Origin of the sequence: Hominimerdicola alba (assembly GCF_900109655.1) — a bacterium.
In the GTDB taxonomy this organism is placed as follows: domain Bacteria; phylum Bacillota; class Clostridia; order Oscillospirales; family Ruminococcaceae; genus Hominimerdicola; species Hominimerdicola alba_B.
The window spans coordinates 75,862-88,396 of sequence record NZ_FOAT01000008.1; the positions used below are offsets into that span (position 1 = coordinate 75,862).

Here is a 12,535-nt window from a genome sequence, read left to right on the forward strand (position 1 = left end):
CGCTTAAATACCATAGCACCACCAAAGCCTTAAAACAGGTATATTGACAGCTTTTGCCATGGCATTTAGTATATTATACCCTAATCGTCCCTTGATGTCAATTGCTATAAATACAGAAGAAAGCCCGAAAAGCTAAGCTTTTTCGGGCAATTTCATCCAAATTATCCATCAGATGCTATATCATAATCCGAAATCACATCGTTCTCTGCATCAGTAATAAAGTCATCTTCATTATACCTGCGTACATCTTTGATAAAACGCTTACCCTTGATATGGGCTGCCATACGAGTAATATCGGTGATATTTATCAAACCGTCACAGTTAACATCAGCAAGAAGTTGAGCATCGTCCGGCAGAAATCTTGCAAATTTAACATGAGCCGCCGTTAGGGTACGGTCAGTAACATTTATATGACCATCGCCGTTAACATCGCCCAGAGTTCCGGTTACATGGAGCACCGCACCGTCAATTACATAGGTTGTGACCGAATTCGGCGCAAGGTCGGCAGAAAATCCCGTGCTTGTGACTACTGCCGCATTATCTGTAACGGACCACTGCTCGCCGTCATAAAGGCTTCCCGAAGTGCGTATCTCTGTCACACTGCTTCCTTTAAGAAGACCGAATCCATCGAGATAATACTTTACTTCCTTTACACAGCTGCAGTCGTTGACCGCAACAATAGTCAGCCTGTTGTTTGATCTTTCATATGCTGCTATCGTATCCTCATCGACTTTAATGAGAGTCGATGCGGCGCCGATATATCTGCTGAACTGACCGAAAGCATAATACTTCTGCGTAGCATCAAGGCTTCCCGTCATATTATCACGATACAGCAGACCGAGATAGCCGGCATCAAGGTCAGGTCTGCCGTCACAAACAGCCTGCCACATCAGCCACGCCGAAGCCCTGCTGTTCTGAAGATCAGAAATTATTCTCTTGCTTATACCCAGCGCTGCGGACATCTCTCCTGCATTTTCACCGGCTGTGTAACAACCGTCAGCGTCTGTTATTCGAATGCCAGCGTATTTCTGAGCCAAGGCAGTAAAATCTGCATTTTCATGCTCAGAAGAATGTATATTCACCTTGCTGACAGTTCCTGCAGCCTGACTTGAAAGCGCTCCAAGAGAAGCTGCTGCAGTATCGATATCAGTTTCATCGGATGCAGAGATCGATACTTTTGATAGTCCCGCACTGTTCAGGGCATTACTTACAGCTATCAATAGCTTGGACTGCGGTTCTCCCTGAGAGACATGAAATCCCTCACGTCTGGTGTCTCCGGCTTTCCAGTGCAGTGAAGAAGGCTCATTCATAGGCGCGATACTTGTCACGCTTACCCCCTGGCCAGCCATGGCATTAACAGCTGATGCAATATATTTTCCGTAAGCATTACGGCAATCCGCTCGCAGATTGTCATTTCCTGAATACACAGCCCCCGCCGTACAGCCGCTGACTGTCATATAGTACGGCGGCGAAGTCGGACAAAGTTCCACCGACAGCTTTCCGCCAGCACTGGTGATACACTTTTTCAGAAGTGCTATCCTGTTCTTATCCTTTGAAAGATCAAGGACATGGTCGATTTTGCCGTTATTGTCGGTTACAGTCTTAATCCATGATGGGGGCATCTTATCAGAATCTAGGAAGTGAGAGTGTGCGGGATCGTCACCGCCGCTTACCTCATATCTGACCATATTCATTTTGAGCCCCTTTTCGCCAAAGAGCATTTCGGCTGCTTTATCAGATACAGCCTTCGATTTTCCTGCTTCAACAGCCCACTTTGAAAAACCCGTGCCCCATCCCGAGAACACACAAAGCCTGTTAGCAGATGATACTGTTTTAGTTTCAATTTCATCAGCCGAAGCAGGAATACTCATCACATCAAACAACATCACACAAACAGCGGCCATACTTAATATACGTTTTCTGAATTTCATAAATATCACTTCCTAAAAAACTGCCTCATCCGCAAAAGGACAAGGCAGTAAAATTTTAAGATACATTATTCAAGCTCATCAACAGCATTCTGCTTCTGCTCGAAAACAGTTTTGGCTGAACCGTAAGCGGAGGATGCTGACTGTGCAGCCTTTTCTTTATCGGTAACTGCCTGTTTAGCAGAATTGAGCGCACTCTCGGCATGCTTCATAGCTTCCTCGGCACCTGAGTAGCTCTTGCCCTTGATAGCAGTTTCATAATAGGCGTTGAATTTCTCAGCAAACTCACTGACAGGCATCATACGTCCTGCATCATAGCCCTTGTCACAGAAAAGCACGTTATGAACATTGCCATTCTTGTGACTGTAAGCAAAGCCCGCAGCGATATGCTCTTCATTCACAAGGCTGAGATAATTACCTCCTTCATCGTCCTTTTCATCATAATACCATATAGTGAACGGATCATCAAAACCAATAGCAAGATCTTCATCAAGATCTGTAGGGTTAGAATTGCTGTTATCTGCCGCATACAAATCGTTGTTCAGCGCCGCAAGAGCCATAAGCTTACAGCTTACCTTGACCTCAGGCTTGCCCTCGGCTTTTCTGATCTGGTTGATGAAATTAAGATAATCTATGCTTCTCTTCATGCATTCCAGCGATGTTGCATCGGCAGAGTCGCCCATATTTGCAAGAGCTACAAGATCGGAATCGTTCAGCGTTTCAATACCTTTGTGGTCGCCTATACTCTCAAAGAAGCCCAGCATACCCTTGTTGAAGTTTTCTTTCTGGCTCTCATCGTAATTACGCTTGCTCTCTTCGTACTTGGACTTTGCATTGTCGTATTCACCCTGAAGCTGATCTCTTCTGCTCTTTGCATCTTCAAGAGCCTGATTGCACTGGTCGAGCTTTTCACCAGCTTTATCAAATTTTTCTGAAGCTGCTTCAAGTTCTTTCTTTGCCTTCTTCAGCTTTTCTTCCTTGACATCTTTAGTCGACTTAGTGGTTGTAGTCTCAGTCTTGCGGCGGTTATCGACCTTCTCGGTAGACTGTGTGACCACGGGGGCTTCTTCCTCAGGCTGGCTTTCCACGCTGTCGATAGTAGTCAGATAATCGGAATCAGTACTCAGTACCACATCAGCAGCGTCAGTAGTAAGACCATCATTTTCAGGCATGCCGTCACCTTTCTCAGAAAGGCTCTTTCCGGAACGTTCGATGGAGAGGGGATCTCTTCTGAGCGAGTATTTGATAAGCAGTCCTGAAAAGACCACTACCACAATAACAGCTATCCCTATCCAAAGCTTCAAACTGCTTCTTACCATTTCCTACCTCACTTTAATAGAATATTTATAAAAAAGCTAATATTACTCATGCAGTAACACATTGATTATTATAACACAAGAGATTAAATTTTCATGATATACTTAGTGAATAAAAAGTGAAGTAATCATTTTTGATGTACTATTTTTTGTTCAAATTGAGTTTATAACTGTTCAGTGTGCACAATTTAACGTAAAAAATCCCCCTGAACAGCAGTATCTCTGTGAAAATACTGCTGCTTGTTAATTTACCTGGGAAATATGTTCACCTGAAGATCAGCATAGTGGGAGATATCATTTATTATCCGATAGGATACTTTTCAGCATAGCGAACTGCTTCTTGAAATTACCCGAAGAGATCTCCCCTACTGCGCGTACATTGCCTGCCGTTGCTATGCTTCTGCCGAACTTCTGCTTTGCGAGATAAACGGCTATATTCAGTGATGTTTCGGTTACCATCAGCACTGTGTCAACGCGCTCACAGACCGCTTCATGCTCTTCGAGAGTGCTCTTCATCAGCATAGCCATGTTTTCGGTGACTGCCGCCTGCCTTACGTATTCCTCGTCTCGGTCTTCCTCTGGGACTGCGCGAAAACTGTCGTATGCCTCATTGAATTCACTGTGAAAGCCGTTTACCGTAACACTGCTGTTGTGCAGTATCTTCCTGTCGCGGGAAAGCCTTTCCATCACTGCCTGAAAGGCGGGGTAAGCTTCATCGAACCTGTTCCAGTAGCTGTTTATTTTCAGACGTTCAAGCCCGCCCTTGTCGAAATCTATCTTCGATGGGTCAAGCTTTTCTATCAGCATGCTGAGTTCAGCAAGGTCATTGGTGACGCTCATAAGCACGGAGCTTCCGCTTGCCATATCCATAAGACGTTTCTGCGCCGTGTCCACAGCCGCCGCCATTTTTTCATCGTACATACTGTTTCTCCCGCTTACAGATTAGCATTGAACAGGTTTTTCAGCTGATAGATGACATCGTCTGTATCAGCGTTTATGGTAGCTGCTTCGTTCATCTCGGATATAGCTTTCAGCTCGTCGAGATCAGCGTTGTAGCCAATGGTGTATATCGGTATCTGTGAAGCCGTAACAGCGTCATTGATATCTTTTATACCTGCGCCGACATTAGACTGACCGTCGCTGAGCAGGAATACCATTGGCGATACATTCGGGTTCTGCGTCATGAAATCTCTCAGCATTATCACAGCCTCTGAAAGTGCGGAATAAGTAGCTGTATTGCCAGATGCAGTAAGAGAATCAACAGCACCCATGAAGTAAGCCTGCTGATTTATATCGAACTGACCGATCTCCAGCTCAACATTCACGCCGTTTGAATAGGATACCACGCCGATATAGTTGGTAGAGTTAATATACTTTATACTGTTGCTCAGTGACATTTTAAGGGAGTTTATAGGCTCGCCTGACATTGAGCCGGAGCAGTCGAGAACGAACACTGCCGCTATGGGCTTGCCTGTGTTCTTGTTCTTTTTCCAGAGCTTCTGTATCTGCATCCAGTTGCTTCCGCTTATATTATCAAGTCCGCCCTTGTAGTCTTCAAGACCGTTGAAGCCGTATTCTGTAGCTTTTTTCTTTGCGCTGTCAGATGCGCAGAACTCAGCGAACTCCTGAAGAGCAGAAAGCTTATCACTGCTGACATCACCAACAGCAACAAGAGGATTATCGTGTCTCATGCCGAATGGTATAAACTTATAGTTGTTTGTGAGGGTCACATCCTGAGTGTAGGACTGATATTCCATCATCATACAGTCGAAAGTTCCGCTTTCAGCAGCTGTTCTCATTTGCAGTGTATTATATGCAACAAAGGGAACGTTATCCTGGAATGACTGGAATCCCTTTACCGCATCTGCACTCAGTGGGTCGTTTTCGTCAAAGCTGTTCAGCATAGCCGCCAGGAAGTTCAGTCCTGTTGTGGATACAAATGGGTTAGTATAGCCTGTAGTTATAGTGCCCTTTGCGGTAGCATCAACTATAGCCTTGATATCCACAGTGCCGTACTCGGATTCAAGTGAGGAATAAGTGGTAGGGTCAATGAGTATGCCTGCCGCATTTCCTACAGTCCTGTCTGTGATGGTCTGTGTTTTTATGCCTTTATCACTCAGTATATTGCACCAGATATTAGCCGATGGCGATATAGCATCGGGGGTGTAAACGCCTGCCGCTATATAGTCTATCTGTGTACCCGAGGATATGGAGCGCAGTCTTATGCCAACGCTTTTGCCGTTTACCTCTGCGTTCGAGGAATTGAATTCCTCAGCCATTTCAGTCATCCAGCCGTCAGTGCCAGTGCCTGCCTTTTCGGGGGAAGAGAATATCTCCACCACGATATCCTTTCCGTAAGGCTCAACGCCTACGGGGTAGGTATTGTCGATATCGGGAAGTTCCTCAGCAGCAAAAGTATCATCAAAAGAAACCGTGCCTTTGGGCGCGTAGTTCCTTGTAACAGTTACTTTCTCTGCGCTGTTTTTCAGATTCTTGTCGATATCTTCAGCACTAAGGATCTTATTTCCGTTCTTGTCAGTGTCCTTTTCCTTTGATTTTTTAGAGCCGTTTGATGACACTGCGGCTATTATAACTATAATGATACCTATAACAACTACAACAGCGCCCAGCACAGCCGGTTTCATCTTTTTTGTCATTCTTGCACTCAACCTTTCATATAGTTCATTCCTCAAGACTTCTGTAATCCGAGGTCGTATCTATCAGCTTCTGCATATCTGCAAGAGGTGCTTCGGATATCTCATCAAGGCACACCAGTTCATGTATAAGGCAGTCGAATTTGGTGTTTATCTCCTCAAGCCTTTCAGCCCTAGTGCTAACTTCGTCGATGTACTGTCTGCACATATTGTCATTTTCGTCCTGTGACCACTGACGGTAATCGAATACGCACACCCTTTTCTTTATCGCCCTTGCATTTGAAGCTGAAACTTTCAGTACGTCATCCAGCACCGAGACATAGTTCTGATAAGTGATATCCGCAGGATTGAAAGAATCCGAAAGCATACGCAGTGTCTGGTCATACTTAGTGGTTATGCCCTGAATACTCTCCTGAATGCGTGTGCCCAGTTCTGTCTGCCTGAATGGGTTGTGATAGCTGAAAGCACTCTTATCAACACTTCCGAGGTCTGAATTTATCAGCATAGCTATCTTAGGGTCACCGCTCATATTCTTTAGGCCATAGAACTCATAAAGCCTGAACCACTCCGCAAGGTCACGGTACTTCTCGTAAGGAGTCTGCTGTGCGGGAAGTCCCGGTCCTGCAGGCTGTGAGCTTTGTGTCAGCGAATAGATATACATTCCGTAAGCACCAGTCAGCGCCAGCATAAGCACAATGCCCAGCACTTTCATGGCGCCTCCCCGCTCAAATATCCCAATAGCCCCGGGGGCAGCCAGCAATATAAGCGAGAGCAGATAAACTATGCTTACTATTATATGTTTTGGTTTCAAATATTTCACCGCTTTTCTGTGTTAATGCATTATAATCTTATATATTATACCATTTTTAACAAACAATGTCAATACAGATCTTACCGCGTAAAAGTGAAAGGAGAAAAATGCGCTGTTTTCGGATTCGAGGGTTGCTTTTTGACCTTGAATATGATATAATATTCGTTAATAAGCAAACGATAAGCACATATAAGTATGATAAAACAGGAAAAGGGATCAAAATGATATTTTCTAACAGGATCATCAAGTATTCAACAGTAGTTTTTACCGCAGCGTTGATGATATTCCTTGCAGGCTGTAACGATGTAAAATACGATAAGGAATTCAAAAGCGAATCACCATCGGGAGAAAAAACAGTTACAGTCAAAGTCGATCATGTCAGCCGCCCCGATGTATTTTACAATGATGAATGTATCTTTGAATACAGCGGTTCAGGTTTTTCCGAAACGGTATACTGGAACGTAGAGTGGATATCGGAGAATGAAATCCGTTTGTACCTTGACAGCTATGAGGGCGAAGACTACAGTATTGACATCCCAGATGAATAATAGTGCCGCTGAGTGACTTTACAGGCAAAATATTATATTATAATCAAATAAAATAATCCGTAACTGTAAAAAACAAAGGAGGTAAACGCTATGCTTGATCTAGATAAGAAAAATACAAACATGTATGATGATACATACGGTACATACAGCGCTCATGATACCTATAACAATATGCCCGAATACGGCAATAACAGTCTGATGAACAGCTATGACAATGCCCCGAATGATCTGTACCGCTCATCTGGTGACCCAATGTATATATCAAACAATGTGCGAAAAGGAACTTCAAGACCTGATTATAAGCCATTTATCCGCGCATTGCCTGTAACTGCGATACTGTGTGTTGCTGTATATCTTGCAGTCTCGCATTTTGCAAATAACAATGCTCCCATAGGCTTCGGAATGATCTTTTTCATCTCGGGCAGCATGATATTCTGGACTTCCCTGTTCAGCGAAATTTCAAAGAAAAAGATCTGCACTCAGCCCGTTATGGCTGTATGTCATGATCTTCATGTTTCGCATAGCAGAGATTCCGACGGATCTTCATCAACAACCTACAGCCCCGTATGGAGATACTATTTTGATGGAAATTACTACGAGCATCATGAAAGCAGTTCAAGCAACGTTGATGTTCCTCGCGTGGGTGAACAGCGCGAGATAATGGTAGACCCGAACGACCCTCTTACCATCTACCGCAAAAGTATCCCTAAACTGATTTTCATGCTGATCTTCAGTTTAGTATTCATGGCAGTACCCATTTTTATGGCAATGATCAAATAATTTTATAAAGCACATCTGTCACAACGACAGGTGTGCCTTTTTTGTGCCTTCCCTCAAACAGTATCTTTTGCGGTGAACTGCGTGGTCATTGATTCAAAACAGTATAGTAAAATATACAGTTTTTAAAAATCATGATGCAATTTCATATAAGTCAGGACACCGTACTGGCGGTCACGTTACAGACACGGCATATGAGAATTTTGTTTCACGATATCTTTACTTTTGCTGAGAAATGTGTTATAATTAATGAACAAGACAAATTACTTGCTTTATACTTTATCACTGAAATTATGAGGCGTATTTATGAAAGTCAATTATTACGGCATACACAGCTGTGAATATATATTGAATGAAGACAAAACACTTATTGCTGCACCACTAGGAGTAAAAATACAGGCTGTTCAGCAGCTTGGGTTTTATAAAGCCGAGGACGGCAGATGGTATAAAGAACTTTCACCCGATGAAGCCCTATTTTTTCATTCTATGAGAAATATGGATGTAGTTGACTTTCCTGCTGATAGTTCATCTAACAAACAAGCTTCTTCCTGCGCAAAAGAGATGTCATCCGAAGATAAAAAGAAAGGCTTCATTCTTAGACTCATCGCCCTGTTACTGGTCTTCGGTGTAGGTTTTGCGAGTTTACTGCTGTTTGAAAAAAAATCTCTCCCCATCGCCGGATCATCTTTTATAGTCGGAGAGATACTTATGATCTATGTTAATATCCGATATCCCAAAAAGCGATCCTCCAAAGAAGTTGGTGTGCTATTAATATTAGACGTAGTGATATGTATTACAATTGTTTTAATTCTTATTTCTTGCTGTAACGAGTGCACGAGTTGTTTTAAGGGTTGCTAAAAATTAAGAGGTGTATTTATGATAGTAAATTATTATGGTATCTGCGGTTGTGAATGTATATGGGATCAGAAAGGTGTATTTCTCGCTGCGCCAGGTGGTGTACAGGTGCAGTCACTTCAGCAGCTGGGGTTTTACACTGCCCAGGACGGCAGATGGTATAAACAGCTTTCACCACAGGAATCAGCATATCTGAATTCCATGCAAAATATGTCCGTAGTTGATCTGCCTGCGCAAGGGACATCTTTCGGAATGACACCTAACATAACTTTTGATGTAGAAACACCCGAGGATAAAAAGAAAGCCAACACTATGTGCATAATATCCCTGTTGCTGATGTTCTGTGTTAATCCTTTGATTGTTGCGATAAGCAGGAATGGATACGAAAATATTACATCCATCAGTGGTTTTTCAGGTTTAGCCGCTTTAATACTGATGATCTATGTACGCGTAAAATATCCGAAAAACACCTTCGGCAAAGTGCTTATGATCGTTTACATAGCATTATTTATTCTAGGTTTGATAGGAATAATTCTTCTTATGGCAATGTGTGCTTCCTGCATGAAAGACTGTCATGGTTTCTGATTTATGCATATCCATATAAACACAACTCATTCACACATACAGCCCTACGGTGTGATGATAATCATGTCATTTCTGGTTGGCGCCGTTGGAATGTATATACTGAATAAACGAAAAGGCGTACAAAAACGTATCGCCTTGTATATGCTTCTTCTGCTGCCTGTGATGAGTTTGTTCTGCGCTGTTATGCTGACATACATCACCAGCGGCGGCAAGAGCTACGGGCTTTCATCAGTCGGCGGATTAGTAGGAGTATACGCAGCTGTTATCACAATGGGACTTATCTCTCCGTCACGGAACGATCTGCCTGTCATGGCAGAGACTGCAACCGTCATGCTTCCGCTGATGTACAGCGTTTCCAAGATAGGCTGTTTTCTTGCCGGGTGCTGTCACGGCTTTGATTATGACGGCATTTTTGCTGTGGAGTATTCGGGAAGAAATGCGCATGAATGTCCTGCTTTTCCTGTTCAGGCATCTGAGACACTCACGTTCCTAATAATATTTCTGATCGGCGTAATACTTTATACCAAAAAGAAACGATATGCTGTACAGGTGATATTCATAACCTCAGCATCAGCTAAATGCGCGCTGGATTTTCTCCGCGCATCACATGAGGGCATTATCCTTTCGCTGACACAGATATTCTGCATAATACTTGCCTTTATCGGCATTGTATGGCTCATTTTGAAAATGAAAAAAGCTAATGCCTAAAAATGATCCATAAAACTAAAAGAGCTAAGACTAGATATCTATCGGTCTTAGCTCTTTATAATTTATTAGGTCAAATCATTCCGCATCGGTCACATTTTTATCCGTACCAAGAGTAAAGAAACTGTCGTTTTTGTGCTCGCCATAGGTGGATAAGTATGCCTTATTGATGATGATATCCTTCTTTGGACGAAGGTCGTCATCTTCTTTCACTACCTCGGCGCGGCAGATAGCGTCATATGCTTCAAAGCCGTCATAGACCTGTCCGAAGATGGTGTACTGCTGGGAGAAATTCGGTATGCCGCCTTTCTCCTTGAAAGTGTCAACCAGCTCGGTGTTGCCGCCTGCAGAATCAAGTTCTTCCTTGAATTCATCGGTGAACTCCACCGTATCAACAAATAGTATACGGCTACCCGACATGATCTTTCTGTTGAAGATGGAGCCGCCCTTGTCACCATAGGATATCAGCGAACCCTTGAAAGGCCACAGATCCTTGTTTATCTCGGGTTCGATCTGAGTTTTATCCGTATCAGAAGTCTCGGTACCGTCAGAGGACTTTGAACCACCCATGAAATAAACATCTTTCTGCACAGCGAAAACATAGGTGTTGTCGTAGTATCCGTCCTTTACCAGATCCTCAAAATACTCCACGAACTTCGGTGCCTGATCTGGATAAAGCACTGCAGTGAATGTGCCCTCGGTAGTTTCAAACACCACAACAGGTGCATCGTCCTTTGGTAACTGATACTGGATAAGATCAACGTTATCAGGGTCAAGTGTGCCTGTCTTCATTCTCTGACAAGCGTTGAACAGTGAGAACACCAACACAAATGCCAGGGCTATCATCGAAAAATTGAAATATATCCTGAAACGCCTGCTGCGCTGCACATCGTAATAATTCTTTTTTGGTTTCTTATTTTCCATTATTTCCTCCGCTTAAAGCTTGGTCACTGTTGTGCCCTGACGAGTTTCCTTGACTTCATAGCCCAGAGCGGTTATCTTGTCGCGTATCTCATCAGCCTTTGCGAAATCCTTGGCTTTTCTGGCAGCCTGTCTTTCCTCCACCAGAGCCATAACCTCAGCAGGGATATCAGCGCTGCTGTTCTTTTCGTTCTGCTTCTTTGCAGCAGCAATAAGACCTACGCAAAGCACCTTATCGATATCATCGATAGCAGCAAGCTTGGTCGCAGCATTGGCATCGGATTTCAGGATATCATAAATAACTGTCATGCCATTTGAAGTGTTAAGGTCTTCGTCCATAGCAGCGGCGAAAGCTGCTCTCAGTTCAGCAGCCTTGTCCTTATCGACCTCACCTGCATCCTTTTCGTTAAGAAGCACAGCTATCCTTGAAGTCAGCTTGTCATAAGCGGTCTTAGCGTTATCGAGGTTCTCCCATGAGAATACCAGTGATTTTCTGTAGTGTGACTGTAAGCAGAAGAATCTGTAGACCAGCGGGTCATAACCCTTTTCTTCCAGCAAAGATACTGTCAGGAACTCGCCCTTTGACTTTGACATCTTGCCTGTATCGGTATTCAGGTGATGAACGTGGAACCAGTAGTTGCACCACTTGTGTCCTATGTAAGCCTCGGACTGTGCGATCTCATTGGTATGGTGTGGGAAGATGTTGTCAACACCGCCGCAGTGGATATCAAGATACTCACCGAGATTCTTCATGGAAATGCAGCTGCACTCAATATGCCAGCCGGGATAACCTACACCCCATGGAGATTCCCATTTCAGCTCCTGATCGTCAAACTTGGACTTTGTGAACCACAGCACGAAATCAGCCTTGTTGCGCTTATTGGTATCTTCCTCAACGCCCTCGCGAACACCGACTTCAAGGTCTTCAGCGCTGAAATTATGGAACACATAGTATTCCTTCAGCTTTGAAGTATCAAAGTAGATATTTCCGCCAGCCTCATAAGCGTAGCCCTTTTCGATAAGGGAAGAAATGACCTTGATGAATTCATCGATATATGTGGTAGCAGGTGCTACAACATCGGGTGTCTTGATATTCAGCTTGCCACAGTCGGTGAAGAAAGCATCTGTGTAGAACTTAGCTATCTCCATAACTGTCTTGTGCTCGCGCTTTGCACCTTTGAGCATCTTGTCGTCGCCTGTGTCGCCGTCAGAAGTCAGATGACCAACGTCGGTGATGTTCATAACGCGCTTTACATCAAGACCGCTCCAGCGCATATACTTCTCCAGAACGTCCTCCATGATATAGCTTCTCAGATTGCCGATGTGTGCAAAGTGATATACCGTAGGACCGCAGGTATACATGGATACCTTTCCCGCAGTATTGGGTATAAATTCTTCTACCTTGTGACTAAGTGTGTTATAAAGCTTCATTTGT

Annotated in this window: 12 protein-coding genes; 5 read left to right on the top strand and 7 right to left on the bottom strand. The window is 43.7% G+C overall.

Annotated features, from left to right (window positions below; genetic code table 11):
- Positions 1–161: 161 nt before the first annotated feature.
- From BMY75_RS10205 to BMY75_RS10225, 5 genes are all read right to left on the bottom strand, one after another.
- On the bottom strand, positions 162–1,931 hold the full coding sequence (locus BMY75_RS10205; RefSeq protein WP_074833439.1) for a glycoside hydrolase: 1,770 nt from the start codon (positions 1,929–1,931) through the stop codon (positions 162–164).
- Positions 1,932–1,996: 65 nt separating this feature from the next.
- Positions 1,997–3,247, bottom strand: a complete 1,251-nt coding sequence (locus BMY75_RS10210) for a CAP domain-containing protein (protein ID WP_074833441.1) — start codon at positions 3,245–3,247, stop codon at positions 1,997–1,999.
- A 291-nt stretch (positions 3,248–3,538) separates the two neighbouring features.
- Positions 3,539–4,165 (bottom strand): hypothetical protein, encoded by a 627-nt coding sequence (locus tag BMY75_RS10215; RefSeq protein ID WP_074833443.1) that lies wholly within the window; start codon positions 4,163–4,165, stop codon positions 3,539–3,541.
- A 14-nt stretch (positions 4,166–4,179) separates the two neighbouring features.
- Entirely contained in the window at positions 4,180–5,901 is a 1,722-nt protein-coding gene (locus BMY75_RS10220; protein ID WP_074833446.1) for a VWA domain-containing protein, read from the bottom strand.
- 25 nt (positions 5,902–5,926) lie between these two features.
- Positions 5,927–6,709 (bottom strand): hypothetical protein, encoded by a 783-nt coding sequence (locus BMY75_RS10225; protein ID WP_139199784.1) that lies wholly within the window; start codon positions 6,707–6,709, stop codon positions 5,927–5,929.
- Positions 6,710–6,930: 221 nt separating this feature from the next.
- Here BMY75_RS10225 and BMY75_RS10230 point away from each other — a divergent pair, with 221 nt between their 5' ends.
- The 5 genes from BMY75_RS10230 (at position 6,931) to BMY75_RS10250 (ending at position 10,182) form a co-directional block, all read left to right on the top strand.
- Positions 6,931–7,257: a hypothetical protein gene (locus tag BMY75_RS10230; RefSeq protein ID WP_139199786.1), complete on the top strand. Its 327-nt coding sequence runs from the start codon at positions 6,931–6,933 to the stop codon at positions 7,255–7,257.
- A gap of 90 nt (positions 7,258–7,347) precedes the next feature.
- Positions 7,348–8,037, top strand: coding sequence for a DUF3592 domain-containing protein (locus BMY75_RS10235; protein WP_074833455.1), 690 nt, complete (start codon positions 7,348–7,350; stop codon positions 8,035–8,037).
- Between the two features lie 303 nt (positions 8,038–8,340).
- A complete protein-coding gene (locus BMY75_RS10240; protein ID WP_074833458.1) occupies positions 8,341–8,892 on the top strand; it encodes a hypothetical protein in 552 nt (183 codons plus the stop codon).
- Between the two features lie 18 nt (positions 8,893–8,910).
- Positions 8,911–9,474, top strand: coding sequence for a hypothetical protein (locus tag BMY75_RS10245; RefSeq protein ID WP_074833461.1), 564 nt, complete (start codon positions 8,911–8,913; stop codon positions 9,472–9,474).
- A gap of 3 nt (positions 9,475–9,477) precedes the next feature.
- A complete protein-coding gene (locus BMY75_RS10250; protein ID WP_074833463.1) occupies positions 9,478–10,182 on the top strand; it encodes a prolipoprotein diacylglyceryl transferase family protein in 705 nt (234 codons plus the stop codon).
- Positions 10,183–10,257: 75 nt separating this feature from the next.
- On the opposite strand, the gene BMY75_RS10255 is transcribed toward BMY75_RS10250, so the two are convergent.
- Both BMY75_RS10255 and cysS read right to left on the bottom strand, forming a co-directional pair.
- Positions 10,258–11,103, bottom strand: coding sequence for a peptidylprolyl isomerase (locus tag BMY75_RS10255; RefSeq protein ID WP_074833466.1), 846 nt, complete (start codon positions 11,101–11,103; stop codon positions 10,258–10,260).
- A 12-nt stretch (positions 11,104–11,115) separates the two neighbouring features.
- On the bottom strand, positions 11,116–12,531 hold the full coding sequence (gene cysS, locus BMY75_RS10260) for a cysteine--tRNA ligase (RefSeq protein ID WP_074833468.1): 1,416 nt from the start codon (positions 12,529–12,531) through the stop codon (positions 11,116–11,118).
- Positions 12,532–12,535: the final 4 nt, after the last annotated feature.

What these genes read in the sequence shown, in the direction of transcription:
- BMY75_RS10205 (WP_074833439.1), bottom strand. Translation starts at nt 1,931, where the DNA reads ATGAAATTCAGAAAACGTATATTAAGTATGGCCGCTGTTTGTGTGATG.
- BMY75_RS10210 (WP_074833441.1), bottom strand. Translation starts at nt 3,247, where the DNA reads ATGGTAAGAAGCAGTTTGAAGCTTTGGATAGGGATAGCTGTTATTGTG.
- BMY75_RS10215 (WP_074833443.1), bottom strand. Translation starts at nt 4,165, where the DNA reads ATGTACGATGAAAAAATGGCGGCGGCTGTGGACACGGCGCAGAAACGT.
- BMY75_RS10220 (WP_074833446.1), bottom strand. Translation starts at nt 5,901, where the DNA reads ATGACAAAAAAGATGAAACCGGCTGTGCTGGGCGCTGTTGTAGTTGTT.
- BMY75_RS10230 (WP_139199786.1), top strand. Translation starts at nt 6,931, where the DNA reads ATGATATTTTCTAACAGGATCATCAAGTATTCAACAGTAGTTTTTACC.
- BMY75_RS10235 (WP_074833455.1), top strand. Translation starts at nt 7,348, where the DNA reads ATGCTTGATCTAGATAAGAAAAATACAAACATGTATGATGATACATAC.
- BMY75_RS10240 (WP_074833458.1), top strand. Translation starts at nt 8,341, where the DNA reads ATGAAAGTCAATTATTACGGCATACACAGCTGTGAATATATATTGAAT.
- BMY75_RS10245 (WP_074833461.1), top strand. Translation starts at nt 8,911, where the DNA reads ATGATAGTAAATTATTATGGTATCTGCGGTTGTGAATGTATATGGGAT.
- BMY75_RS10250 (WP_074833463.1), top strand. Translation starts at nt 9,478, where the DNA reads ATGCATATCCATATAAACACAACTCATTCACACATACAGCCCTACGGT.
- BMY75_RS10255 (WP_074833466.1), bottom strand. Translation starts at nt 11,103, where the DNA reads ATGGAAAATAAGAAACCAAAAAAGAATTATTACGATGTGCAGCGCAGC.
- cysS (WP_074833468.1), bottom strand. Translation starts at nt 12,531, where the DNA reads ATGAAGCTTTATAACACACTTAGTCACAAGGTAGAAGAATTTATACCC.